This is a genomic window from Bradyrhizobium diazoefficiens (assembly GCF_016612535.1).
Taxonomy (GTDB): Bacteria; Pseudomonadota; Alphaproteobacteria; order Rhizobiales; family Xanthobacteraceae; genus Bradyrhizobium; species Bradyrhizobium diazoefficiens_C.
Window position 1 is genome coordinate 511040 of the sequence record NZ_JAENXS010000002.1, and the last position, 25851, is coordinate 536890.

Below are 25851 nucleotides of genomic sequence, written 5' to 3' on the forward strand. Positions count from 1 at the left end.
CAAGCGAGGTACCCCATGGACATCACAGTCGCAGGCACGCGGCCGACCCGCCGCGCGCCGAAGGAACACTTCACCGGCACCGTCTTGCAGGACCCCGTGATCATGGCGCCCGCGCCAGCACGGCTGAACTGCTCGTGCGTGACCTTCGAGCCGGGTGCACGCACCAACTGGCATCATCATCCGCTCGGACAGACACTCTACGTGATCTCGGGCGTCGGCCGCGTCCAAACCAAAGGCGGCCCGGTTCAGGAAATCCGCCCCGGCGACACCGTCTGGATTCCGCCGGGCGAATTGCATTGGCACGGCGCCTCGCCGAACAACAGCATGTGCCACATCGCCATGCAGGAAGCCCTCGATGGCGTGTTCTCGACCTGGCTCGAGCCGGTGACGGACACGGAATACGGCGCCGCGATCGGCTGAGCGTCGGCTGATCACATCCGCTCAGCGGTCCACGTTCCCGTGCACATGGTGCCACGCCATGTGCCGGAGCCCGAGGTGCCGCTGAGCCGGCCGAAGCCGACGGCGCGCTTGATGCCGGTGCTCAAAGTGACGTTGATGCTGCCGGCGTCGGCCACACGGCCGGACGCCGTCACGGCTGCGCTGCTCGAGGCAATCTGGCCGTTGCTGATGCCGATCGCGACGGACGCGCCGTTGCCGCAGGTTTCGCTCGACGACGAGATGCGGACATTCCATGCGCCGTCGAAGGTGCTGGCGCTCGCTTGCGCGATCGGCAGAGCCAAGGCGAACACGGTAACGAACAGCGCTTTGCGAAAGCAATTCATGACACGCCCCTGTGGTTGAACCTGCGGGCATCGTGGCATGAGCGTGGGGCTGCCGATGTGAGGGCAGTCACGTGGGCAATGGGCTGTGTGAGATAACGCACATCACACGAGCACTGCGGACCAAAAGCAAAGGGGCCCGGATCACGGGCCCCTTGCCTGTCTCGGAATGTCGCGAACCTAGTTCACCCGCGTCCAGGTCTGGCCACCGCAGAACATGCCGCCGAACGCGCAGCCCTGCACGCGCAGGCGGTCGCCTCCCTTCAGCGCGATCGTTGAATCGTATGTCGAGCCGGTGTTGGGATCGAGGATGCGGCCGGACCATTTCTGGTCCTTGCTGGGCTTCATGTTGATCAGGACCTGTTCGCCGTTCTGGTTCGATTTGCTGTCGACCGAATAGCCACAGAGATTGTTGCCGCATTGCTCGATGCGGACCTTGCCTTCCTTCTCCTCGGTGAGCCAGACGCCGAGCGGTGAATTAAGATCGCGCGTCGGCGCAACCGCGGGAGCCGGCGGTTCGACGGCGGCGGACTGAACGGGAGCGGGGGCAGGCGCCGGCGCAGTTGGCGCCGGAGGTGCTGCAGCTACGGTCGGAGCCGGCGGCGGAGGCGGTGCGGGCGGAACCGCGGCCACCGTTGGGGCAGCGCCTGGAGCCGGTTGAGGCGGCGGCACCAGCGTATCTTCTGCCGGACCGTTGTTTGCAGTGGCGGCCGGAGGTGCCGGCGAGGCGGGAGGCGCAACGGCCACGGGAGCTTGGACGGGGGCCTGCTCGGCCGCCGGGGGCGCGGTGACAGGTGCGGGGGCTGGCGCTGGATTGGCCGGCGTTTGCGGATCGACCTTGGCCTGCTGCGGGGCCTGCTGGTCGAGTTTGGTGTCGTTCTTCTTGGCCTTCTTGGCCTTGCCTTGACCGGTGTTGTCGTAGACGCCGGGAATCTGCACCGTGCCGCGGTCGGGATCGATGCGGATGGTGCGCCCGCCATATTCGAAAGTGTACTGCGCCTGCGCAGCAGTGCTCGCCAAAAGGAATGCGGCCGTGGCCAACAGCTTCCTCATTTCCATCTCCTGAGCAGGTGGTCCCGCACCGACGCTTACGCCTCGGCTCGATCGCGAAAAGTGATCTAGATCACTGTCACGGTATGAGTCGCCTTCCGGGGTAGCCGGGTTCAATAGATCAAGAGCCGGTCCAAAGTTTGGCCGGCGGAGGCGACGAGAGGGCGCGGGGTCAGTCGAACCAGGCGGCGTAGATCTTCTTGTAGCTGCCGTCCTCCATGGAGAGGTGCAGCCACTGGTCGACGAAGGCCTTCAGCGCCATGTCGCGCTGGAGCCAATAGGCCTTCTCCGAGAAGTCGAACGGTTTGTCGGGATGCACCGCGCAGAGCACGCCAGCATGCTGCTTCTGCTGGTAACGCGTCTCGGAAGCGTCCGTCATCATCAAATCGGCATTGCCCTTGGCGATCTCGTCGAAGATCGCGGTGTTGTCGGGGAAGACGTTGATCTCGGCGTTCTTGACGTTGGCGCGCGCGAAGCGCTCGTTGGTCCCGCCGGGATTGACGATGACGCGGGTGCCCTTCTTGTCGATGTCGGCGAGCGTCTGATACTTGGCCGTGTCGGCGCAGCGCGCGATCGGCGTCTTGCCCTCGCGCATGATCGGCATCGAGAAATAGCCCTTCTTCTGGCGGTCGAGCGTGACCGAGATGCCACCCATGGCGATGTCGAACTGGTCGGCCTCGAAGTCCCTCATCAGCTTCGGCCAGGCCGTCGGCACGAACTCGACCTTGACGCCGAGCGCCTTGCCGAGCGCCTCCGCCATGTCGACGTCGAAGCCGGCGAACTGCTGCGTCGCCTTGTCCAGGTAGGTGAAGGGCTTGTAGTCGCCGGTCATGCCGACGCGCAACGTGCCGCGCTTGACGATCTCGTCGAGACGCGAGGGGGCCGGCTGCTGTGCGTGGGCCGAAAAACTTGCCAGCAGCATCACGGCCAAGGCCGTCACGATTCGAACGATCATCTCTTTTCCACCCATGCCCAAGCTGTCATTGTGTAGCTCTTGAGACGTGGATTTAGACCAGATGCCAGTTTCTGGCGAGACGGAATTGAAGGGAATCTTGAAGTGACGATTTCGATGTACGAGGCCTCGGTCGGCCTCTTCGTGCCTTACCTGCGCAATCTGTCGGTCCTGCTCGACAAGGGCGTTGCCTATGCCGAGGCCCGCAAGTTCAATCCCACCGTCCTGCTCGGTATGCGGCTATCGCCGAACATGTACGATCTGGCGCAGCAGATCGGCGAGGCCTGCCGCCATGCCACGGTCGCCCCGGCCTTGCTGACACAATGCGAACCGGTCGCGCTGCCGCCGCTGGAGCACGACATGGCCGGGCTTCAGGCGCGCATCGCCACGTCAATTGAATTCATTGAAAGCCTGCCGCGCGCCGAGATCGACGCGGCTGCGGAGCTGAAGGTCTTCTTCAAGCTCAAGAACGGGACCGAGCTGCCCTTTACCGGGCGGACGCTGCTGCTCACGAACAGCGTCCCGCAATTCTTCTTTCACGTCACAACGGCCTACGACCTTCTGCGGCACGCAGGCGTCGAGCTCGCGAAGAAGGATTTCCTCGGGCGGAAGTAATTGGCGGGCTCGATGTTCACCTCTCCCCGACGGGGAGAGGTCGGATTGCGCCGGGCGGTGCGAAGCATCGTCCCGAGCAATCCGGGTGAGGCGAGCCCGACCTGCAAGCTGCCTTACGCTTCGCCCTTGCGCTCGTACTCGGCGAGCGAGCTGCGGCCGGCGATCTCGCTGCGCAGCAGCTCGAAGCGTCGATGCGCCTCGCCCTCGTGTTCGTCGACGAAATGCACGGCGGCCTCGCTCGTCATCGGGCCGCTGATCACGGGCGCGGACTGTTCGCCGATGGTCTCGTGCACGTAGTACTGGCCGTCATCGCCGCGATGCACAGTCCATTTGAGGCGGATTGCCACCATCGGCCCGGGGCCGACCTTGCTGTAGCCGTCGGCATCGGTGTGCTCGGGCACAAGCGGCTGTTCCTCGACCACGAGATGCTCATGCTCGTCGACGGCAGAATGTTCGGCAACGACCGGATGCTCGTCAGCGACGACCGCTTCCGTCTCCATGGTGTCCCGGACGACGAAGGCAGACTCGGGATGCTCGAAAATGCTGGCGATGGTCGCCAGCGCTTGGTCGGTCGGGTCGATCTCTGACAAGGGTCCATCCTCCAACTCGATGCGGCCGGCAAGTCTGTCCCACTGCCGCCGCGGCCGGACTTATTACGCGGGTTTGATTAAGGCTGAGTTGGGGCCCGATCTGCACCAAAATGGGACGCATTCTGGCCTTCCGAAGGCGTGTGGACTGGCCGCCCCAGGTTCGCCTCAGCCCAGCACGTCCTGATTGATGATGTTCTGCCGGATCGGATCGCCGTCCAGCACACTCAGGATGTTGCGCGCGGTCTGCTCGCTCATGCGCTGGACTGCCTCGACGGTGACGCCGGCCACGTGGGGCGCCATGATGACGTTTGGCAGCGCGAACAGCGCGTTGCTGACCGGCGGCGGCTCCACCTCGAACACGTCGATGCCGGCGCCTGCAAGCTTCCCGGAGACGAGGGCGTCGTAGAGTGCAGCTTCCTTCACGATGCCACCGCGCGCGGTGTTGATGAGATAGGATCTCGGTTTCATCCGGCCGATCCGCGCTGCGTCGAACAGGCCGATGGTTTCCGGCGTCTTCGGGCAGTGGATCGTGACGAAGTCGGCATTGGGCAGCGCGGCGTCGAGATCGGCCACGGGCTCGCAGCCGGCGGCCGTGATCTCGGCGGCCGGCTTGTAGGGATCGTATACCTGAACCTTCATTTCCATCGCCAGGCAGCGCTTGGCGGTGCGGGTGCCGATGCGGCCGAAGCCGACGATCAGCACGGTCTTGCCGTAGAGGTCGAACGGCAGCATGCCGAGCCGGTCGGCCCATTTGCCGTCCTTGACACAGGCATGCATCTCCTGGGCGCGCTTGGCCAGCGTCAGCATCATGAACAGCGCCTGCTCGGCGACCGAGGGCGAGTTCGCGCTGCCGGCGACCATCAGCGGCACCTTGCGGCGGGAGAGGGCTGATACGTCGACCGCGTCGTAGCCGACGCCGATGCGGGTCACCACCTTCATGTCCCTGGAGGCTTCGAGCTCGGTCTCGCCAAAAGCAGTGGCGCCCAGCGCCACGCCGTGGACCGGCGCATGGCTCTTCAGCAGGGCTTCGAAGTCCTTGGCGGAGATCAGGTTGGGAAACTCGACGAGCTCGATCTCGTCCCGCTGGGTGAGGAGGGCGCGTGCCCCTTGCGACAAAGTTTGTGTAACGAAAATCTTCTTCTTGTTGGTCGCCATCGCTCCCCGCCTGCTTGCGTTTCTTGGACCGGCGTCACAGCACGACGCCGGTCTCATCGTTTAGCAGGTGCATATTGTTGAGGTCCATCGCCAAACGCATGGGAGCCCCGTCCCTGGCGCCGGCATTGGGATCGACCCGGCCGCAGACGGGCGTGCCTTCGAGCCCGAAATAAACCAGCGTCTCCATTCCCATCGGCTCGGTGACGTCGAGCACGGTGTCGAAAGTCTCGACGCCGGGCTCAAGATGGGCGTGGGCTTCGGTGAGATGCTCGGGCCGAATGCCGAGCAGCAGCTTGTCATTGCGCGGCAGCGCATTGTAGCGGGCGGCACGGGCCGGCGGCAGCGCAAAGGCGATGCGATCGGTCAGGCGGACCTGGAGCGCGCCGCCGACATCCTCCAGCCGGCACGGCAGGAAGTTCATCGCCGGCGAACCGATGAAGCCCGCGACGAAACGCGTCGCCGGCTTGTGGTAGAGCTCGTTCGGCGTGCCGATCTGCTCGATGCGCCCCTTGTTCATCACCACCACGCGGTCGGCCAAGGTCATCGCCTCGACCTGGTCGTGGGTGACGTAGACGGTGGTGGTGCGCACCTTCTGGTGCACCTTCTTGATCTCGATGCGCATCTGCACGCGCAGCTTGGCGTCGAGATTGGACAGCGGCTCGTCGAACAGGAAGACTTTTGGATTGCGCACGATAGCGCGTCCCATCGCCACGCGCTGGCGCTGGCCCCCGGAGAGCTGCTTCGGCTTGCGGTCGATCAGATCGGTGATGTCCAGCAGGCGCGCGGCTTCGGTGACCCGCGCCTTGATCTCGGCCTTGGGATAGTGCTTCAGCCGCAGACCGAACGACATGTTCTCGGCGACCGTCATGTGCGGGTAGAGCGCGTAGTTCTGGAACACCATGGCGATGTCGCGGTCCTTCGGCGGCACGTCGTTGACGACGTCGCCGCCAATCGAAATGTCGCCGTCGCTGATATCCTCGAGACCCGCGATCATGCGCAGCGTCGTCGACTTGCCGCAGCCTGAGGGGCCGACCAGCACGATGAACTCATGGTCCGCAATGTCGAGATCGATGCCGCGCACGGCCTCGACCTCGTCGTAGCGCTTGATCACTTTCCGCAACGTAACGTCGGCCATGAGAATTCAACCCTTTGTCGCACCGGCGGTCAGGCCGGCGATGTAGTAGTCCATCAGGAAGGCGTAGATGACGAGCGGCGGAGCCGCGCCAAGCAGCGCGCCGGTCATGATCTGCCCCCAGTTGAAGACGTCGCCCTTGATCAAGGTGGTGGTGATGCCGACCGGCAGCACGAGCTGATCAATCGATGTCGTGAATACCAGCGGATAGAGGAATTGGGCCCAGGACACCGTGAAGGCGAAGATGGTGGCCGCGATCAGCCCCGGCAGCGCCACGGGAATGAAGATCCGCGTCAAGGTCTGGAGCCAGGAGGCACCGTCGATGAGCGCTGCCTCATCGAGCTCCTTCGGAATCGAGGCGAAATAGCCGATCATGATCCAGGTGCAGAACGGCACGGTCAGCGTCGGATAGATGAACACCAGCACATACCAGCGGTTCAGCAGCGTAATGCCGGTGAACTCCTGGATCACCGCCAGCATCTTGAACAGCGGAATGAACAGGAGACTGTCCGGGATCAGGTAGGTGAGAAAGACGCCGGTCGCGAGCGTCGCCGAGCCCCAGAACTTCATCCGCGCCAGCGCGAACGCAGCAGGGATGCTGATCAGCATCGTCACAATCACGACCACGATCGAGATGATCGACGAATTCCAGAAGAACCTCAGGAACTGGTTCGAGGTCAGGAGCTCGACATAGTTCGACAGGGTCGGGTGAAACACCCACCACGGATTGGTCGCCGCCGAAATCTCCGCGCTGCTCTTGAGCGAGGTGATCAGCATGTAGACGGGCGGCGTCAGGAAGAAGATCGCAAACAGGATCAGGAAGAAGTAGGACCAGCGCAGGGCCCAGGCGCGGTCCCGGCTCATGCTACGGAGTTTGCGGGTTGGTCCGGCCTTGTCGATCGCCAGCGTGCTCATCAGGCTTCGTTCCCACGTTTATTGACATCGCGCAGGATGAAGACCGCCGCGACGGCGAGGATCGGCACCATGAACAGCGAGACGCAGGCGCCGAGCGGGATGTCGCTGCTCTGGATGCCGACCTGGAACGCCCAAGTGGCGAATAGATGCGTCGTATCCAGCGGTCCGCCCGAGGTCAGGATGCGCACGATGTCGAAATTGGCGAAGGTGACGATCAGCGAGAACAGCGTGGTGATAGCGATGATGTTGCGCATCATCGGCAGCGTGACATACCACATCTTCTGCCACCAATTGGCGCCGTCGATCGCGGCGGCCTCGTAGAGCTGGTCGGGAACCGACTTCAGCGCGGCGAGATACATGATCAGGAAGAACGGAGCGCCGTACCAGACGTTGACGAGAATGACGGAGAAGCGCGCCCAGAAGGTGTCGCCGAGCCAGGGAATCGGACCGACGCCGAAGAAGGAGAGCGTGTAGTTGAACGCGCTGTAGGAGGGATCGAACAGCCAGAGCCAAGCCAGCGTGCTCATCGCCGGCGGAATCACCCAAGGCACCAGCAGCATGCCGCGCCATTTGCGCTGCTTCCTGCCGGGGATGTTGTGGACGAAATGCGCGACGATGAAGCCGATCAGCGCCTTGAAGATCACGGCGGTGACAGCGAACAGGCAGGACTGCTTCACCACCATCCAGAACGTCTCGCGCTTGAACAGAAAGGTGAAATTGCCGAGGCCGACGAATTTCGTCATCGCTTTGTTCAGCGTCGCCAGATAGAGCGAATAGAAGGCCGGATAGAGCACGAGCAGCACGATCAGGAGGATCAGCGGCAGCGTCAGGAAGAACGCCACCGTCGATTTTCGACCCAGCACATTGCGCAGACCAGCACCTTTGCGCGAGCGCGCGGAACTGATGCGGCGACCTTGCTCAACGACGACATCGGCCATTGGATCAGACTTTCTGGGGCAAACTTTCTCACGGAAGATTCAAAGACGAAGCCGGCGACCAGTCGGCCTCGTCGCCATGCTGAAGCGCGCCTCGGCGGCTCACGCCCGAAAGTGTGAACCGCCATGGCACACACCCGGCTCAGGTTCGCATAAAGCCCTCACACTCGTCCTCGGCCCAGGCGAGCGCCGTTTCCAGCTTCTCGCCCTGCGCAAAGCGCAGCGCCATCTTGGTCAGCGTCGCCTGGAAGTAGATCTGCTGGGCGATCTTCGGCGGCGCCGGTGACGCGGCGATCGACAGCGTCTGCTGATGGTAGGGATCCGGATAATGGAAGAGCGTACCTTTCGGGGGCCCTTCCTCGGCCCAGGTCTTGAACTTCGTCATGTTCGCGTAGGCCGGGAGATCGTACCCGCCGCTCGCCGCGACGAACTTTTCAATCGCCGCGGGCGAGGACAGATGGACCAGCAGACTCTTGGCGGCCTCCTTGTTCTTGCCGAAGCTCCAGACGCCCCAGAAATAGGGCAGGAACGGCGCGAAGCGGCCCTTCGGCCCGGCCGGGAAGCCATGCGTCCAGCATTGCTCGGCGATCTGCGGCGCGTCGCGCTTGGCGACGGCCCAGGCGCTCGGTGGGTTCATGATCATCGCGCCGCGGCCCGAGATCAGCCATCTGTTGTTGGAGGCATCGTCCCATGACGGGGCGTCCGTGGGCAGCACCGCGATCAGCTTCTTGTAGAATTCGAGCGCCTGCCGCACCGCGTCGGTCTTGACCGTGACGTCGCCCTTGGCATTGACGAGCTCGGCGCCGAATGACTGGAAGATCGCCCCCGCCGTGTCGACGCTGTCGGTGGTCTCGCCGAGACCGATGCCGAAGGGGAAGCCGGCCTTGTGGCAGGCTTCCGCTGCCTTCAGGAACGTCTCCAGCGTCCAATTGTCGGCTTTCGGCGGGCTGCCGGCCGGATACATCTCCTGCACGTCGATGCCGGCGTATTTCTTCATGAGGTCGATGCGGGAGCAGGGGCCCTTGATCTGGCTTCCTGGCGTGGCGGGCACGGCGAGCCATTTGCCGCCCGACTGTCCCAGATATTTGACGGTGCCGTTGACCTCGCCATTCTGCTTGATGAGCGGTTCCATGACGTCGTTGAGCGGCTCGAGATTCTCCGAATAGGCGTGCGGCCACCAGCTCGGCATCTGCAGAATGTCATGACCGGACTTCGCTTGCGCTTCGGCGGCTGCGGTCAATTCGATCTTCTTGTTGTTGCTGGTGATGTAGTCGATCGAAACTTCGACCTTCTCCTTGGCCGCCCATTCTTTCACGAGCGCGGTGGAGGCGTCGTTGGCGTTGGGCACCCAGTGGTCCCAGAAGCCGATCGAGAGTTTGCCGGCGGCGTAAGCGCCTCGGACATAAGGCGCCGCGATCAGCGCCGTGGAGGACATCGCAGTGGCAGCTACAAATTGGCGTCGCGTCAGTGTCTTGCGTGACATCTCGTTTCCTCGCCTTGGTGTGTTTTATTATTCTGTCGTTTCCTGTGACTTTCCTGAGTTTGTTTTTGATCTTGTCGTTGGGCGTTTCTTGTTGGCGCCATCGTCGCGGGCGGCAAATCACGCGCGGACGCGGCAAATTGGTAGCGCGATCAGATCATGATTGATTGCGTCTGTCGAGAAAGCCGAACGCCTCGCTTTCTAGAACTAACGTTGTGTACGGAAGGGGCCGCGGCCTGCGTGGCCCGGTGAGCTGCTGCCGCTCTTATTGCGACGCACACGTCGAGCGAAGCGGGCCGCGAGATGATCCATGCGCAATTACGCCGCAGTTCCGAATGAGCCTGCATAACCACCTCGCCAAAAGGTTTTTCGAACGGGACAGCGATTGTCCGCACCTAGACCTCGGTGCGGCGAAAACGATAGAGTTGCAACCGGCAGCAGGCCTGCCGTTCTCAAGTCTAAAGGCAAGCAGATCGAGATGGAGACCAAAATGATCACCCCGGCGCCGCCTGCGCGGCTTGGCCTGCGACGATGGTTCGCGCGCGGGTCCGTGCTGACGTTGCTGGTTGGCGCGGCCGCAGTTGCGAATGCACAAGGTTTGGTCAAGGGCGTTCAGGACGGTGCTGCGGCCGGTAACAAGGCAGCCGGTCCTGTCGGTGGCGTTCTCGGCGGCGCCATTGGTGGCGTGGTCGGCGTCTTCACCGGTGTTCTCGGCGTCGGGAACAACAATGGCCAGGTGCCGACCGCCAAGGACGCGAATAAGGACGCATCCAAGGATGCGAGCAAGGACGCCAAGCAGCCCGGCGCCGGCAAGGACAAGGATGCCAAGGGCACCAAGGAGAATGCCAAGGAGAATACTAAGGCCGGCAAGGGCGCGAAAGCGAGCAAGGAGGCCAAGAACGCTCCGCCGGACATCAAGGACAAGGACGTCACGGTCCTAACCCAGACCGGTGCGCCGCAACTGACCGCCGACCAGATTGTCGCCAACAGCGATTCTTACATCGAGCGGATCAAGACTGAACTGAACCTCACGCCCGATCAGGAGAAGCACTGGTTCGGCTTCTCCAGCGCCATGCACTACTTGGGGCATAACGGCGCGGAACGGCTCAATCTGCGCATGACGCGCGCGAAACGGGATCCGCCGGACGACATCATCGAGCAGATGCGCAACGAGGCGCAATTCCTGACCGACCGCGCCGCCGACCAGCGCAATGTCGCCGATGCCGCCGAACCGTTGTATTCGAGCCTCGACGACAAGCAGAAGGAGCTGTTCATCCAGGAGATGGTTCGCCTCAGCCATGAACGCGGCCTCGACTGATCGAATTTGAATTGGATTGCGCGCGTTTATTGTCCGCCACGAATTCGTGAATCCTTTCCGCAATTGGAGTATGCTTAGCTTCGCAAGGTGGCTGCGAGGGTGATATGGCGGACGGACTCTCCGTTTTCCTGGTCGAAGACGAGGCGTTGATCCGGATGATGATGGCCGACATGGTGGTCGAGCTCGGTCACCATGTCGTCGCTGAAGCGGACAATGTGCGCGACGCGAGCGCTTATGCGATGACCGCGCACTATGATTTCGCCATTCTCGACATCAATCTGATGGGCGTTTACGTCGACCCCGTCGCCGACCTGATCGAGCGTCGCGGCAAGCCGTTCCTGTTCGCGACGGGTTATGGGCCGGAATTGCTGCCGTCCTTGCTCCGGCGCAGGCCGATCCTGCGCAAGCCGATTGCGCTGGACCAGCTCAAAATCATGATCGACTCGCTGTTTCCGGATTCGGCCGCCAAAGCGCCTCACTGATCAAGGCGCGGGACTGACATTGACATCGTCAACGAAAATGGCCGCCCGAAGGGGCGGCCATTTGGGACAGAAGTTCCGTCAATGTCTCACATCAGGCCGACGCTGATGTCGATGCCGTGCGCCACCAGGCTGAACGAGGCGAGCAAGCCTGCGCAGCAGAAGATGACAATGGCTTTAAAAGAATAGTCAGTCGATCGGGTCTGGATGGCAGCCGGCATTTCGGCGAGCGAAATCATGCTCATGTTCATTCCCCCCTGTGTTGATCCTGAATTGCATCAGGTGAGGGAACTCTTAGAGCAAGAAGTTTGACGCAAGGTTGCGAGGGATCCTTAACGGAATCGCAATCGATCACGGACTCGTCACCGTGCGGCAGGAGGTCCTGCACGCCTTAGTTGCGACCCGCCTTCAGCACTGTGGCGATGGTGTGGGCCGTCATGGCGGCGCGGTCCGAGGCCCGCTGGGCAGCCAACCGGTCCCTGGCCTTCTCCTCGATCAACAGATCGATCAGCGCCATGCGCTTATCGTCATCGTCCGCCTCGGTCAGCAACCGATGATAGCGGTGATAGTCGAAGCCCACATCCTGCTTACGCATGTCACGCCCCTGCACCTACGCCACACACGCCCGAATTGTTTCTCATCGGAAACAAGGGGGCAAGCACGATCCTGCGTGGAACCGCGTGTGCGCTGCAATCAGCTGTGAATTACTGGACCGGACGAGGCGAGGGCGGGCGCGCCTCAATCCGCGTTATGGTCGGCGAACATCTTCAGGCCGGCGAAGCTCGCATCGGGCTTCATGACCAGGCGCGTCGGGATGTTGCGCAAATAGTCCTGGAAGCGTCCCTTGGCCTCGAAGCGGGCGCGGAATGCAGAGGCCGCGAGGAACTCGGGAAAGCGCGGCGCGATCCCGCCGGCAATGTAGACGCCGCCTCTGGCGCCGAAGGTCACCGCGAGATTGCCGGCAACGGAGCCGAGGATGGCGCAAAACATCTCCAGCGTGGCGCGGCTGAGCTCACAGCTGCCATCCAGCGCCGCCTTGGTGATACCTGCCGCATCGCGTTGCGGCACCTGGACGCTATCGACCTCGGCCAGCGCTTCGTAGAGAGACTGCAGGCCGGAGCCGGAGAGGGCGCCGCGCTCGATGGAGACATGGCCGAAGCGCCGGCGCATGGAGGCGATCACGCGCTCCTCGCGTTCGTTCTCCGCCGGCAGGGTGGCGTGGCCGGCCTCCGTGACGACAGCCAGCCGGGCGCCATGGCGCTCGACAAGACAGGAGACGCCGAAACCCGTCCCGGGGCCGACCACGAGCAACGGTTCCCCGGGAAGGCCATCCCGGCCTCCGAGCGGGATCAGGTCGGCCGGCTGCAACGCGGGCAGGGACCAGGCCACCACCTCGAAATCATTGAGCACGTGGACGCTGTCGAAGCCGAGCGCGGGCTGGAGCTCGTTGCCGTCGATGACCCAGGGGCTGTTGGTCATGACGCAGCGGTTGTTGGTGACGGGACCCGCGACGGCCAGGACGGCTCTCGCAGGCGTCTCGCCGCCGCCCCGCTGGAGCACGTCGGTGATGGCTTCGCGGACTGTGGGATAGTCGGCGACCTTGACGTGGTCGATCGTCCCCATCTGGTCGCCATTGCTCAGCGCGAAGCGCGCATTGGTGCCGCCGATGTCGGCGAGCAGAATGTTTCCTTGCTTACTTCCTGTCTTGCCGACACTCATGACCATTCGGCTGCCGTAGCCTTGCAGGCTGCGGGAACCTTTCTCCTCCACTGCTTCGAAACCGATCCGCATGGTGCGGACACCAAAGAATCCGCGCTCGGGCGCATCTAGTCAACACGGACGACGTCAGAGCGTTGCATCCCGGGGAGATCCGCCCGCCATTCGCGCGACATCGTTGCAGCACCGGTGGTTGCGAAGCAGCACGGGAAGATCGACATTGACGAGAGCGGCCGGCGCCAATTGCGCCGGGCGGATCGAATGAGGCCCGCGATGAAGATATCCGACCGCGACGTGCTGCTGGTAATCGACGTGCAGAACGATTTTTGCACCGGCGGGGCGCTCGCCGTTCCCGGCGGCGAAAAGGTCGTGCCAGCCATCAACCGCATCGCCCAAAAATTCACCAACGTGGTGCTGACGCAGGACTGGCATCCAGGCGACCACGTCTCCTTTGCGCCGAACCATGCGGGCCGCCAGCCGTTCCAGACCATCGAGCTCGACTATGGCACCCAGGTGCTTTGGCCGGCGCATTGCGTGCAGGGCACGGCCGGCGCCGAATTCCATCGGGATCTGGATGTCACGCGCGCCAGCCTGGTGGTGCGCAAGGGCTTTCGCCGCGGCATTGATTCCTATTCGGCACTCTTCGAGAACGACCACAGGACGCCGACTGGCCTGCTCGGATATCTCCGCGAACGCGAATTGAAGACGGTCTTCGTCGCGGGCCTCGCGCTCGATTTCTGCGTCCGCTTTTCCGCGGAGGATGCGCGCAGGGCGGGGTTCGAGGTTGCCGTGATCGAGGACGCTTGCCGCGGCATCGACCTCGACGGCTCGGTCGCAGCGACCCATCACAGCTTGAGGGAGCTTGGCATTTCCGTCGTTAGCCTGGAGGCCTTTCTGTGAGGATCACGCGGTGATGGTGATGCAGAAGAGCGGTCAAAGGCCCGGCGAGGCGGGGCGCGCTCCCGACGACCCCATGCTGTGGCCGTTTGCGGCGGCACGACTCGCGATGGATGCCTGCTTCTGGTGGCTGGAGCGCGGCCCGGCGGAGCAGGGCGACGGCGACCTCCCTTACCTCTCTTGGTCCACGCCCGGGACCCTAGCGCTGGAGCTGGCCACCATGCGTCTGCGCGATTGCTCGCGGACGCGATCCGGCCAGCCGGCGCTGGTCTGCGCGCCTTATGCGCTGCATCGGGCCCTGATCGCTGATTTTGCACCCGGCCACAGCGTGGTGCAGTCCCTCCAGAATGGCGGCATCGATCGGATCTATCTCACCGACTGGCGCTCGGCCACGCCTGACATGCGCCATCTCTCGATCGACAGCTATCTCGGCGATCTCAACGTAGCCATCGACGAGATCGGCGCGCCGGTCGATCTCGTCGGACTGTGCCAGGGCGGCTGGCTGTCGCTGCTCTATGCGGCGCGCTTTCCGGCCAAGGTGCGGCGGCTGGTGCTAGCAGGTGCGCCGGTCGACCTGTCGATCGACTCCAGGCTGGCGCAACTCGCCCGCAATGCGCCCGTGATGGTCTACGACCAGCTCGTCGCGCGCGGCGGCGGCAATGTCAGCGGCGAAGAGATGCTGCATGTCTGGTCGAAAGCACCAAGCCGCGACGACATCGCGGCCGCGTTGCAGAGAGACCTCTCTGACGAGGAGGGGGCGGCCCTGCTGGCGCGCTTCGATCGTTGGAACACCGAGACGCTCAACCTGCCGGGCGCCTATTATCTCCAGATCGTCAACTGGATCTTTCGGGAGAACCGGATCGCCTGCGGCAATTTCACGGCGCTAGGCCGCGCGATCGATCTGAAGGACGTCAAGTCGCCCATTTTCCTGCTGGCCGGGCTCGACGACGATGTCGTGCCGGCCGTGCAGGCGCTTGGCACCGCCGGTCTGCTCGGCACGCCGCCGGCCTTCGTCGCGGCAAGCTCCGAGCCCTGCAATCATCTCGGCCTGTTCATGGGCGCGCGGACGCACGCTTATGCCTGGCCCCGGATCGCAGAGTGGCTTCATAGCGATCTGGCGGGTGTATTGGCGCGTCGCGCCTGACGCCGCCAGAGGGGCCGGCGAAGCTGCAAATCCGTTATGCATGACGGCGGATGGCCTGCACGGGGCCATGGCGATGGGCTACATATAGCCTGTGCTGGGGCCGCCCGACGACGGGCCGCTTCGACAAGATTTAAGGATCCTTTGCGCGATGAGCTTTCACTCGATCTACGCCCACGGGTTTGCGCGCGTTGCGGCCTGCGTCACCACCTCCCATGTGGCCGATCCCACGGCCAATGCGAAGGCGGTGATGGCGGCGGCGAAAACCTGTCACGAGCAGTCGGCGGCGGTCGCCGTGTTTCCCGAGCTGTGCCTGTCCGGCTACGCGATTGAAGACCTCGTGAAGCAGGATCCGCTGCTCGACGCCGTCGAGCGCGGGCTCGCCGCCATTGTCGAGGCCTCCGCGGCGCTGATGACCGTACTGATCGTCGGTGCGCCGCTGCGCTTTGGGGCGCGTATTTACAATTGCGCCGTCGTCATTCACCGCGGCAGCATTTTGGGCGTCGCGCCCAAGACCTATCTGCCGACCTATCGCGAATTCTACGAGGGACGCCATTTCGCCTCCGGCGCCGGCATCGCCGGCGAGGCGATTACCATCGGCAAGCTCCACGCGCCGTTCGGGACCGATCTGCTGTTTGCAGCCGAGGACGTCCCAGGCCTCACCATCGGCGTCGAGATCTGCGAGGACATGTGGATCCCGGTGACGCCGGCGTCCGAGCTCGCGCTTGCCGGCGCCAGCGTGCTGATCAATCTGTCGGGCAGCCCGATCACCATCGGCCGGGCGCGCGCCCGCGCGCTGCTGTGCCAGTCGACCTCGGCGCGCTGCCTTGCGGCCTATGTCTATTCCGCCGCGGGCGCTGGGGAATCCACCACCGATCTCGCCTGGGATGGTCAGACCTCGATCTATGAGAACGGCGTGCTGCTCGCCGAGGGCGAGCGCTTTAGGCAGGACGGCCAGGTCACGCTGGCCGATGTCGATCTCGACCTGCTCAGGCAGGAGCGCACCTTGATGGGCACGTTCGACGACAATCGCCGGCAGCGCGAAGGCTTCTTCCGCAAGGTGACCTTTGCCCTGAAGCCGCCGGCTGCCGATATCGGCTTCCTGCGCAGGATCGAGCGCTTTCCGTTCGTGCCGAGCGATGAAAGCCTGCTCGAGCAGGATTGCTACGAGGCCTACAACATCCAGGTCGCGGGCCTCGTGCAGCGCATGCGCGCGACCGGCACCAAGCGCGTCGTGATCGGCGTCTCCGGCGGCCTCGATTCCACCCACGCGTTGATTGTGGCCGCCAAGGCGGTCGACCTGCTCGGCCTGCCGCGCGAAAACATCCTCGGCTACACCATGCCGGGCTTTGCCACCGGCAGCGAGAGCAAGACCAACGCGCTCGCGCTGATGGAGGCGTTGCAGACCTCTTGGCAAGAGCTCGACATCCGCACCACGGCCACGCAAATGCTGAAAGATATCGGCCATCCCTTCGGCAAGGGCGAGAAGGTCTACGATGTCACCTTCGAGAACGTGCAGGCCGGCCTGCGCACGGATTATCTGTTCCGGCTCGCCAACCACCACGGCGGCATCGTCATCGGCACCGGCGACCTCTCCGAGCTCGCGCTCGGCTGGTGCACCTATGGCGTCGGCGACCAGATGGCGCACTATAATGTCAACGCCGGCGTGCCGAAGACGCTGATCCAGCATCTGATCCGCTGGGTGATCGCCTCAAAACAATTCAGCGGCGACGTCAACGGGACGCTGGCCTCGATCCTGTCGGCCGAAATCTCGCCGGAGCTGGTTCCGGTCAAGGCGGGCGAGAAGCCGCAGAGCACAGAGGCTTCCGTCGGGCCGTATGAGTTGCAGGATTTCAACTTGTTCTACACGCTGCGCTTCGGCATGAGGCCGTCGAAGATCGCGTTCATGGCGTGGCAGGCCTGGAAGGACGTCGCCAAGGGCGAATGGCCGCCGGCATTCCCGGCCGATAAGCGCAAGGCCTATGATCTTCCCGAGATCCGCCGCTGGTTAGAGGTGTTCCTGCGCCGCTTCTTCGCCTTCAGTCAGTTCAAGCGCTCGGCGATGCCGAACGGACCGAAGGTCTCGGCCGGCGGCTCGCTGTCGCCGCGCGGCGACTGGCGGGCGCCATCGGACTCGAGTGCAGCGGCCTGGCTCGAAGATCTCGAGCGGAACGTGCCGAAGTAAGCGAAGAGGGCAGGCCCAAACGACTTCGCGCCGCGCGGCCCATTTGGCCGGCGGCGCGAAATCACGTTCAATCTAGAAAGCACGAGGTCCGGAGTGCCTAGGAGTCCGGACCTCGTAACCTTGCCCCAGCCTTTGATCCCCCCGCCCCGAGTGGTCCCCCAACCCCATGGTGCGCGATCAGAAGGTGATGCCCTTGGAAGGCCGCCGATCGATGAGCGCGATGTACGCGAGATCCTGATAGGACTCCATTCCGGATCACTACGGACTCAATTGCACTTGATTCCGCGCGCTGATGCATGCTGCACGCGCTGCGCTCACCGCTGCTCGAAATCGATGCAGGCGCTCACCGGGATGTCCACATCTCGCCGGCATGCGCAACCTGCATTTCACGGGCCTGTCATTGAACTGGACTAGCGCTGCCGCTGTCATCGCTGACAGTCAGGGAGGCAAGCCATGTCGAAGCCGGTGTTGGGCGCCGCGCTGTCCATCAAATCGATCCCCGCTCATCGCGACTGGCTGCTGGAGCGGCAACGCGATCTCGAAATCCAGGATTTCGTCCGCGCCGATCTGCTCGACGGCGACTGGCGCAGCGTCGCTGCCGACATCAAGCAGATGCTGTCAGGCCACACCGGGCGTCTCGGCATCCACGGCCCGTTCTGGGGCTTCAAGATCGACAGCCAGGATCCGATGATCCGCCAGGCGGTGACCAGGCGCCTGCTTCAGGGTCTTGATGCGGCTGAATTCCTTGGCGCGACGCAGATGGTGATGCATTCGCCGTTCACGACCTGGGACCATAACAATCTCGATCTCTATCCGGACAACCGGGCCAATCTGGTCGAACGCGTCAAGGCGACGCTGGCCGAGGTGATCGCGCGCGCCGAAACCATCGGCTGCGAGATCGTCATCGAGAACATCGAGGACAAGGATCCGCGCGACCGCGTACGCCTCGCCAAGGCGCTCGAAAGCAGCAAGGTCCGCGTCTCGCTCGACACCGGTCACGCCAATTACGCCCACATCTCCACCGGCGCGCCGCCGGTCGACTATTATGTCGAAGCCGCCGGTGACATGCTGACCCATGTGCACCTCCAGGACACCGACGGCTTTGCCGACCGGCATTGGGCACCGGGCGAAGGCAATATCCGCTGGGTCGCCGTATTCCGTGCGCTGGGCCGGTTGAATTCCAACCCGCGGCTGATCCTCGAACTCCGCAACCACGACGACGTCCGTGCCGGTGCAGCGCATCTCGCTGCGCTCGGTCTCGCCGAATAACCAGATCGCAGAGGGCAGGGATCATCGTCGTCGCACGCTGCGCCCGGCGAACGCTTGCAATAGCCCGCGCCGGGAGCAGGGGAGCCCTGTGAGGCCCAAGTTCCCGTTGCGCCCGCCCATCCCGTGCGCTATCCGGCCGGAAAGGCCTGAGGCGGCTTCCATTTTCCCGCCCCGGCCAGCCAAACCCGAGGACGGAAACCGCCATGCCAGCCTATCGCTCCCGCACCACCACCCACGGCCGCAACATGGCGGGCGCCCGCGGCCTCTGGCGCGCGACGGGCATGAAGGACGGCGATTTCGGCAAGCCGATCATCGCGGTCGTCAACTCCTTCACCCAGTTCGTGCCCGGCCACGTCCATCTCAAGGACCTCGGCCAGCTCGTCGCCCGCGAGATCGAGCAGGCCGGCGGCGTCGCCAAGGAATTCAACACCATCGCGGTCGATGACGGCATCGCCATGGGCCATGACGGCATGCTCTACAGCCTGCCGTCGCGCGAATTGATCGCCGACAGCGTCGAGTACATGGCCAACGCGCACTGCGCCGACGGCCTCGTCTGCATCTCGAACTGCGACAAGATCACGCCCGGCATGCTGATGGCCGCGCTGCGGCTCAACATCCCCGCCGTGTTCGTCTCGGGCGGCCCGATGGAGGCCGGCAAGGTCACGCTCCAGGGCAAGACCAAGGCCGTTGACCTCATCGACGCGATGGTCGCGGCCGCCGACTCCAAAGTCAGCGACGAGGATGTCAAGGTGATCGAGCGCTCGGCGTGCCCGACCTGCGGCTCGTGCTCCGGCATGTTCACGGCCAATTCGATGAACTGCCTGACCGAAGCGCTGGGCCTGGCGCTGCCCGGCAACGGGACGGTGGTCGCGACCCACGCCGATCGCAAACGCCTGTTCGTCGAGGCCGGCCACACCATCGTCGACATCGTGCGGCGCTACTATGAGCAGGACGACGCCTCGGTGCTGCCGCGCAATGTCGCGAACTTCAAGGCATTCGAGAACGCCATGACGCTCGACATCGCGATGGGAGGTTCGACCAACACCGTGCTGCATCTGCTCGCCGCCGCCCATGAAGGGCAGGTGGAGTTCACCATGCAGGACATCGACCGGCTGTCGCGCCGCGTCCCCGTGCTCTGCAAGGTCGCCCCCTCGGTCGCCGACGTCCATGTCGAGGACGTGCACCGCGCCGGCGGCATCATGGGCATTCTGGGCGAGCTCGATCGCGCCGGCCTGATCGACACGTCGGTGCCGACCGTGCATGCGCCGACCATGAACGACGCGCTGGAGCGTTGGGACATCAAGCGCTCGAAGAGCGAGTCCGTCCGCACCTTCTTCCGCGCTTCGCCCGGCGGCATCCCGACGCAAGTCGCCTTCAGCCAGGAGCGTCGCTACGACGAGCTCGACACCGATCGCGAGAAGGGCGTGGTGCGTAACCTCGAACACGCCTTCAGCAAGGATGGTGGCCTCGCCGTGCTCTACGGCAACCTCGCGCAGGACGGCTGCATCGTGAAGACCGCGGGCGTCGACGCCTCGATCCTGAAGTTCTCCGGCCCCGCGCGCGTGTTCGAAAGCCAGGACGCGGCGGTGGAAGGCATTCTGGGCGGCAAGGTCACGGCCGGCGAGATCGTGGTCATCATCTATGAAGGTCCGCGCGGCGGCCCCGGCATGCAGGAGATGCTGTATCCGACGAGCTATCTGAAATCGATGGGCCTCGGCAAAGCCTGTGCCCTCGTCACCGACGGACGTTTCTCCGGCGGCTCGTCGGGCCTGTCGATCGGACATCTGTCGCCGGAAGCGGCCGAAGGCGGCAACATCGGTCTGGTGCGGACCGGCGACCGCATCGCCATCGACATTCCGAACCGCAGCATCAACCTGGAGGTCTCCGACGAGGAGCTCGCCAATCGCCGTGCGGCGGAGGAGGCGAAGGGCGACGCCGCCTGGCAGCCTGCTGCCCGCAAGCGCAACGTCTCGACCGCGCTTCAGGCTTACGCCGCGCTCACCACCAGCGCGGCGCGCGGCGCCGTGCGCGAAGTGAAGCGGCGGATGAAGTGAGTTTCTTGTAGCCCGGATGAAGCCCTTGGTCGGCGCGAAGTGCCGAGCAAGGGCGTAATCCGGGGCAAGTGCGAGACCAGACGAGAGATCTCCCGGATTACGCTTCCGCCTTCGCTCTTCGAGCTGCGGCGGAAGCTCCATCCGGGCTACGAATCTCCCGCGCGGCGTCAGCCTGCATGGTCAACAAATCCTTATCGATCGCCCGCTCATCGCGCTCGCATTAAGGATGCCCCGACGAACTTCGGCAGCTTCGGATTTTGCGGCGTATACTGCTCAGCGACCTTCGCAAAATCCATTTCGGGCAACTGGGGCGCCACCACAATGTCTCGTACTCTTGCTGTCGTTTTCTCCACGGCTGTCGCTGCGATTTCGATGACGGGCGCGGCCTCGGCCGGCTGCACCAATTGCTACGCGCCGCCGCCGTGCACGACCTGCTATCAGCAGCAATATGTGCAGCCGCAATACCGCACCGTCGACGAGACCGTGATGGTGTCGCCCGGCGCGACCGTCGCGCATCGCTCGCCGGCGCAATACCGCACCGTGATGGTTCCGCAGACCGTGATGGTCGCGCCGCCGAGCGTCCAGTACGAGCGCATCCCGCCGCAATACGCCACCCGCCAGCGCGTCGAGATGGTCTCGCCGGGCTATTCCTATTACGCGCCGGTGGCGCCGCGCTGCGGCAATTGCGGCTACTGAGCCGAGGCGACAAGAAACCAGCGCAACAATGAAAACTTCGCGCGGTGCCCCTTGGGGCGCCGCGTTTTCTTTTGCGGGCCGAGCCAAACGAGGCCCGGAAATGGAGACGAATCCAATCCAATCGGGCCGCCTGTCTCACTCGTAGGCCAAAGGACCAAACTGACGCGCGCCTGACAGACCCCGCTCCGGCGGCGGAGAGGTCAGGCACAGGGAGCGGACCAACTTCGCGTTGCCTTGTGCCGCCGACTACGTTAAGCGACAGCCGTTCCGGGTTTGGAAGGGTGGCCGAGTGGTTTAAGGCACCGGTCTTGAAAACCGGCGTGCCCGCAAGGGTACCGTGGGTTCGAATCCCACCCCTTCCGCCAGTCTATCCGACCGGGGTCTGCCGGTCGGGCTTTCCCGGGCAGGTAATCGGTGAATCAGACGTCCAATCCGGCCGCGCTCGACAAGCTGAAGCTCCGCATTCAGGCGTTGCGAGCCAAGACGATCGCCAATGGTTGCACCGAGGACGAGGCGCTGTCTGCCGCTGCCAAGGTCGCCGAGCTGCTGGATCGCCACGATCTGTCGCTCTCCGACGTCGAGCTGCGCGCGTCGCCGTGCGAAAGGAGGGTCTACGACACCCATCGCAAGAAGCGAATTCCCCTGGACGACTGCATCGGCGCGATCGCTCTTTTCTGTGATTGCCGGGTCTGGCGCGAGAAGAACGCGGCCGGCGAGAGCAGCTATGTGTTCTTCGGTCTCGGCGCGGATGTCGAGGTCGCGCATTATCTGGCCGAATTGATCGACGGCGCCGTGCGCGCCGAACTCGGCCGCTTCAAGACCTCGGCCGACTACGCCCGGTTCCGGCACCAGGAGCGGCATCTGGCCAATGCTTCCTTCGCGCTCGGGATGGTGGCGTCGATCGCGAATAGGCTGGTGGCTATCAAGGCCAGTCGCGATCAGGTCAACGAAGGCAGCGGCCGCGGGCTGGTGGTTCTCAAGACCTCGGTGGTCGATGCAGAATTCGGCAAGCTCGACCTCAAGCTCCGAACCCAGCGGAGCACCGGCCGGATGGTGTCGATGACGGCCTATGAAGCCGGCGGCGCTGCCGGAGCGTCGCTGGCCATCAATCCCGGCCTTGGCGGGCAGTCAGGGACCGCGCGCAAGGGAAGCTGACGCACAGGGAGAGGGCGCGGCCTCGGCCGGAGCTGAGAGCATGGCGATCCATTCCGGTTCATCAGCACCGCCTGTCGTCCATTCTGCCCGTGCCAATAAAGTGCAGCGTCGCCGTAATTCCCAGCGCGGAATTGTCGCCTCGGCGCTAGGGCTTCTTGAACAAGCTGATTACGTCCGCCGTGTCGGTCGGCAAAGCAACCCCGGCAAGCGCCAGTGCCCTCAAGAATTGGCGTAGCGCGTCGTCGAATTCCTCGAGCGAGATGGCTTTCTCCACCGGCATCTCATAGGTACGGAGAATTCGGCTTTTGCCGAGTTCGGGCGCACTGACATCGATGATTAGGGGGATCGGATCGTTCGGGTCTTCGACGCAATGAAGCTCGTATATGCCTCGCGCGAGGAACCGAACGTGGTCATTAAACAGCGGCTGTCCCTTGCGCGCATTGATGAGGACCGCGTAGCCCTTGCCGTCGACCCACCAGACGCCTTTGATGCTCGGCTTGAACCAGAAACCCAGCACCTTCTTCGGCTTTTCGATGTGACGATACCAGCGGCCCTTGCCACCAAAATGATCTCTGAGCAGCCGCGCGACATCTTGAAGTGCGTCGTTCTTCCAGCTTTGCTGAGGATCGTCAGGATAAGGGCTGAACGCGGTCTTGATGTAGGCGTCGGTGGCAAGGCCCGAGATGATCTGTTCCAATCGCGGCCAGACCATCTGGTATGACATGAAGCCACCACCAGCCAATCGCTCCGAAAGATTGTTTGCGGTTAGACCGGCATCCATGCCGGTGATCGACGGGTACGCAAACTTTGGCAAATCTAACAACTCAAAGAACTTTCCGCGACCCGCCATCTAGGTTCTCCGGTGAGATGGAGCCGAACAGAAACGCTTAAGCTGATTCGGCCCCCACAGACAATATAGCCTAAGGAACCGCTAATGACGAACTGTGGATTTCCTCTCCCCAGCAAAATGCTCTCGGATGAGCTGATTTGGAATACGCGGACTCAACGTTGGATCAGCGAGATGCGCCCGATACACGATATCCCACGGCCCATTTGTTTCGTGCGATAGCGAGACCAATTGGCCGGTGGTGAAATGGCTATACGATCGGAATTCGCGAACTACGATCTTCCGATGCTCCTCGCGAATATCGTCGAATGGCACTGGGATACGCTGACCGGACGCATAGTCCAGGAATTGAGCAGGCCCCGTGATCGGGCTTTCCCTGTGAATTTTAAAGGCGTCGAAAACGGGCTTTATCACGGGTCCGAACTGCCAAGCCTCAAAATGATTTCGGATCAAACCCTCGGGCATCTGCCGCAGCGCGCCCGCCTGAATGAAGAAAAGGAGCTTATTCATACGCAGATTTGTTAGGTCGAACTCGACTGCGTCGAAATTTGCCAGAAGGAAGTTACATATCTTGCGAGCTTCGTACATTGCTACCCTAACGGGGGAAGTGGAATTGGCGTTTGAATTTGCCGAATTCGTTCATAAAGTACGCGAGCTTGATCCAAGCGGCCATTTGCAGCCTTTTCAGGCTTGCGGCGTTTGGTCTCTGACCAAGGGTCAGACGGGGTTAGACGCGCCAAAAATAGGAAAAGCGCGGTCGCCGCCAACTCTAGCGCGATAGCATCAGAACTGACGGTTTCCTGAGCAATTCTCCGCCTCGATTCCGGAATGTTGGGATCTGGCGGCATATTAACTTCGAAAGTCGAAAACAAGCCGCCCCAAGACGCTGGCAATTCAGTCTCATTTAACAATCCAAGAATTGCAGCGGTGCGTGAGGCATTTGACAGTTCTTCTGAGTAAGGACCGTAGTGCTTGTACTTGAACGGGAAACCTGACCCAAGCCCCGCAGCCTCCAAAATAAAGGCCATTTTTTGAAGCCGTGTTCGGCCAACAACGCGGCCACCAGCATCTCGAATTATGGCCGCCGCTCTGCGAGCTTCTTCTACTGTTGCCATTTTGTAATCCTCGCGTCGACTATCTGTTTAATTTTGCTTTTAGCTTCGAAGTCATCACCATCGTGATAGACGCGGAATAACTTGTACGCTTGGAGTTCAGCAACGACTTTGGAGCGCTGGGCTAAGTCAACCAAATGTCCGCCATCGGTCCGAATATTTATTTGATCTAACGGCCCCTTTGTTTCTGTAATTTTCTTGTACGGCGAACGAGTTTGCTGGTCGACCAATGCGCGGGGAGCGGAACCTGTTTGTGGATCGGACCACGCAGCTATCTCGTCGCGAATGTCGGCACAAACACGATCAGCTTCAGGACTGCCTACGGCGGCGTCCCCTTTTTCGTGGGCAATGCAAGTCCTAACATCGATGCACTTATACAATTTTCGATCGCGAAGTCGTTTCGCGAGCGTTGCGAGACACTCGTCTTTTGCATCTGCCATCAGTGACAACGCACCCCATACGACCGTGTCATCAAGTGCGATTGCGCAATCGATATTTTCGGGATCCTTCGCAAATTTAACTAGCGGGTGCGAAGCCGCCAAACCGGTCATTTTTGTAGACCCGTCTCTAACTAGCGTAACCGCACGAGCCAGCAGTTCAACATAGAGCTTCTCTGCTCCGCGCGTCGCTTTATGAAAATAGACTGTGGGGTAAAGTTGAAAAAGGCCAAGCACGTAAGCTTCTGCAGCAAAAATGGCCTTCGGCCCGAGAACAAATGTTTGAACTTGCCCAAGTGATGTTTCGTCTACACCGTAAGCTACATCGGCAACCTCTAGATTTTGGATAAGCCACTCAAAATCAATTCCGGAATGCTCAGTGCCCGCCATCATCCTGTCGCGGCGCATATAGTCCAGCCGATCTGCATCAAATTGACTCGATACGACTGCGGAATAAACTGAGCTACTACCGTTTCCACTGACGATGTCAGCCACGTCATCAGCAAAACCAGAACCAAGTTCCTTAAACTCCGCCGAGATCTCTCCGTTGCGTATCAAGGTTTCACTTACAAGCTCATGATCAGCCAATTTGAGGCCGAGCCTTCTTCCGACATCTTCGAATGCGTGGCTGAATGGACCATGACCAACATCGTGCACCAGCGCAGCAGCCAGCGCTTGATCCGCCTTTGCCGATTCAAACGGGTGCGTATACTTTCGAACGACATCCATTAGAATTCTTGCTGTGTGAAAAACACCCAAGCTATGCAGAAGCCGAGAATGTGTTGCACCGGGATAAACAAAATCTGAAAATCCAAGTTGCTTAACTCTTCGCAGTCTCTGGAACGGCCTGGTTTGAATCACTCGCCACAACACTCGCTCCAGGTGCACATCACCGACATTGAAATCGATGATGTCGTGCAAGGGGTCGCGGATGCGTTGTTG

General features: G+C 62.5%; 27 protein-coding genes and 1 tRNA gene. 12 read left to right on the plus strand and 16 right to left on the minus strand.

The features are described 5' to 3' along the window. Positions 1-15 precede the first annotated feature (15 nt). On the plus strand, positions 16-420 hold the full coding sequence (locus tag JJE66_RS19170; protein WP_200515949.1) for a cupin domain-containing protein: 405 nt from the start codon (positions 16-18) through the stop codon (positions 418-420). 11 nt (positions 421-431) lie between these two features. Here the strand turns inward: JJE66_RS19170 and JJE66_RS19175 are convergent, their stop codons facing one another. From JJE66_RS19175 to JJE66_RS19185, 3 genes are all read right to left on the minus strand, one after another. Next, positions 432-782: a hypothetical protein gene (locus tag JJE66_RS19175; RefSeq protein WP_200515950.1), complete on the minus strand. Its 351-nt coding sequence runs from the start codon at positions 780-782 to the stop codon at positions 432-434. 177 nt (positions 783-959) lie between these two features. Next, a complete protein-coding gene (locus JJE66_RS19180; RefSeq protein WP_200515952.1) occupies positions 960-1832 on the minus strand; it encodes a DUF2147 domain-containing protein in 873 nt (290 codons plus the stop codon). A 169-nt stretch (positions 1833-2001) separates the two neighbouring features. Beyond that, positions 2002-2784 (minus strand): transporter substrate-binding domain-containing protein, encoded by a 783-nt coding sequence (locus JJE66_RS19185; RefSeq protein WP_200515953.1) that lies wholly within the window; start codon positions 2782-2784, stop codon positions 2002-2004. Between the two features lie 114 nt (positions 2785-2898). Between JJE66_RS19185 and JJE66_RS19190 the strand changes: the two genes are divergently transcribed. Further along, positions 2899-3396: a DUF1993 family protein gene (locus JJE66_RS19190; RefSeq protein WP_200518582.1), complete on the plus strand. Its 498-nt coding sequence runs from the start codon at positions 2899-2901 to the stop codon at positions 3394-3396. Between the two features lie 113 nt (positions 3397-3509). Here JJE66_RS19190 and JJE66_RS19195 read toward each other — a convergent pair whose 3' ends face one another. From JJE66_RS19195 to JJE66_RS19220, 6 genes are all read right to left on the minus strand, one after another. Further along, positions 3510-3986 carry a hypothetical protein gene (locus JJE66_RS19195; RefSeq protein WP_200515955.1) on the minus strand — a complete coding sequence of 159 codons (477 nt, stop codon included), beginning with the start codon at positions 3984-3986 and terminating at the stop codon, positions 3510-3512. A 165-nt stretch (positions 3987-4151) separates the two neighbouring features. Then, positions 4152-5141, minus strand: coding sequence for a hydroxyacid dehydrogenase (locus JJE66_RS19200; RefSeq protein ID WP_200515957.1), 990 nt, complete (start codon positions 5139-5141; stop codon positions 4152-4154). Between the two features lie 34 nt (positions 5142-5175). Further along, positions 5176-6276, minus strand: coding sequence for an ABC transporter ATP-binding protein (locus JJE66_RS19205; RefSeq protein WP_200515959.1), 1101 nt, complete (start codon positions 6274-6276; stop codon positions 5176-5178). A 6-nt stretch (positions 6277-6282) separates the two neighbouring features. Continuing rightward, on the minus strand, positions 6283-7188 hold the full coding sequence (locus JJE66_RS19210; RefSeq protein ID WP_200515961.1) for a carbohydrate ABC transporter permease: 906 nt from the start codon (positions 7186-7188) through the stop codon (positions 6283-6285). After that, positions 7188-8126 (minus strand): carbohydrate ABC transporter permease, encoded by a 939-nt coding sequence (locus JJE66_RS19215; protein WP_200515962.1) that lies wholly within the window; start codon positions 8124-8126, stop codon positions 7188-7190. The genes JJE66_RS19210 and JJE66_RS19215 overlap by 1 nt, the downstream gene beginning before the upstream one ends. A gap of 139 nt (positions 8127-8265) precedes the next feature. Next, positions 8266-9606, minus strand: a complete 1341-nt coding sequence (locus JJE66_RS19220) for an ABC transporter substrate-binding protein (RefSeq protein ID WP_200515964.1) — start codon at positions 9604-9606, stop codon at positions 8266-8268. A gap of 487 nt (positions 9607-10093) precedes the next feature. Here JJE66_RS19220 and JJE66_RS19230 point away from each other — a divergent pair, with 487 nt between their 5' ends. Then, positions 10094-10921, plus strand: a complete 828-nt coding sequence (locus tag JJE66_RS19230) for a Spy/CpxP family protein refolding chaperone (RefSeq protein ID WP_200515968.1) — start codon at positions 10094-10096, stop codon at positions 10919-10921. A gap of 104 nt (positions 10922-11025) precedes the next feature. Then, a complete protein-coding gene (locus tag JJE66_RS19235) occupies positions 11026-11403 on the plus strand; it encodes a response regulator (protein ID WP_200515970.1) in 378 nt (125 codons plus the stop codon). Positions 11404-11489: 86 nt separating this feature from the next. On the opposite strand, the gene JJE66_RS19240 is transcribed toward JJE66_RS19235, so the two are convergent. The 3 genes from JJE66_RS19240 to glk form a co-directional block, all read right to left on the minus strand. Next, positions 11490-11639, minus strand: a complete 150-nt coding sequence (locus JJE66_RS19240; RefSeq protein ID WP_200518947.1) for a hypothetical protein — start codon at positions 11637-11639, stop codon at positions 11490-11492. Between the two features lie 152 nt (positions 11640-11791). Continuing rightward, a complete protein-coding gene (locus JJE66_RS19245) occupies positions 11792-11995 on the minus strand; it encodes a hypothetical protein (RefSeq protein ID WP_200515972.1) in 204 nt (67 codons plus the stop codon). Between the two features lie 143 nt (positions 11996-12138). Beyond that, complete coding sequence (glk, locus tag JJE66_RS19250) at positions 12139-13119, minus strand: glucokinase (protein WP_200518584.1); 981 nt, start codon at positions 13117-13119, stop codon at positions 12139-12141. 258 nt (positions 13120-13377) lie between these two features. On the opposite strand from glk, the gene pncA reads away from it, so the two are divergent. From pncA to JJE66_RS19290, 8 genes are all read left to right on the plus strand, one after another. Continuing rightward, positions 13378-14016, plus strand: a complete 639-nt coding sequence (gene pncA / locus JJE66_RS19255; protein ID WP_200515974.1) for a bifunctional nicotinamidase/pyrazinamidase — start codon at positions 13378-13380, stop codon at positions 14014-14016. 19 nt (positions 14017-14035) lie between these two features. After that, positions 14036-15157, plus strand: coding sequence for an alpha/beta fold hydrolase (locus tag JJE66_RS19260; protein ID WP_409362849.1), 1122 nt, complete (start codon positions 14036-14038; stop codon positions 15155-15157). A gap of 148 nt (positions 15158-15305) precedes the next feature. Next, positions 15306-17339 carry an NAD(+) synthase gene (locus JJE66_RS19265; protein WP_200515976.1) on the plus strand — a complete coding sequence of 678 codons (2034 nt, stop codon included), beginning with the start codon at positions 15306-15308 and terminating at the stop codon, positions 17337-17339. A 453-nt stretch (positions 17340-17792) separates the two neighbouring features. Further along, a complete protein-coding gene (locus tag JJE66_RS19270) occupies positions 17793-18608 on the plus strand; it encodes a sugar phosphate isomerase/epimerase (RefSeq protein WP_200515978.1) in 816 nt (271 codons plus the stop codon). A gap of 203 nt (positions 18609-18811) precedes the next feature. Next, entirely contained in the window at positions 18812-20662 is a 1851-nt protein-coding gene (gene ilvD, locus JJE66_RS19275) for a dihydroxy-acid dehydratase (RefSeq protein ID WP_200515980.1), read from the plus strand. 372 nt (positions 20663-21034) lie between these two features. Continuing rightward, positions 21035-21358, plus strand: coding sequence for a hypothetical protein (locus JJE66_RS19280; RefSeq protein ID WP_200518588.1), 324 nt, complete (start codon positions 21035-21037; stop codon positions 21356-21358). A 275-nt stretch (positions 21359-21633) separates the two neighbouring features. After that, positions 21634-21723: transfer RNA gene (locus JJE66_RS19285), tRNA-Ser, on the plus strand. Between the two features lie 49 nt (positions 21724-21772). Then, positions 21773-22513, plus strand: coding sequence for a DUF2786 domain-containing protein (locus JJE66_RS19290; protein WP_200515982.1), 741 nt, complete (start codon positions 21773-21775; stop codon positions 22511-22513). 145 nt (positions 22514-22658) lie between these two features. Here the strand turns inward: JJE66_RS19290 and JJE66_RS19295 are convergent, their stop codons facing one another. The 4 genes from JJE66_RS19295 to JJE66_RS19310 form a co-directional block, all read right to left on the minus strand. Then, positions 22659-23363 (minus strand): hypothetical protein, encoded by a 705-nt coding sequence (locus tag JJE66_RS19295; protein WP_200515984.1) that lies wholly within the window; start codon positions 23361-23363, stop codon positions 22659-22661. Between the two features lie 81 nt (positions 23364-23444). Further along, on the minus strand, positions 23445-23948 hold the full coding sequence (locus JJE66_RS19300) for a Panacea domain-containing protein (protein WP_200515985.1): 504 nt from the start codon (positions 23946-23948) through the stop codon (positions 23445-23447). A gap of 2 nt (positions 23949-23950) precedes the next feature. Continuing rightward, entirely contained in the window at positions 23951-24475 is a 525-nt protein-coding gene (locus JJE66_RS19305; RefSeq protein ID WP_200515987.1) for a hypothetical protein, read from the minus strand. After that, positions 24463-25830, minus strand: coding sequence for an HD domain-containing protein (locus JJE66_RS19310; protein WP_200515989.1), 1368 nt, complete (start codon positions 25828-25830; stop codon positions 24463-24465). Before JJE66_RS19310 ends, JJE66_RS19305 begins: the two co-directional genes overlap by 13 nt. Between the last annotated feature and the right edge of the window lie 21 nt (positions 25831-25851).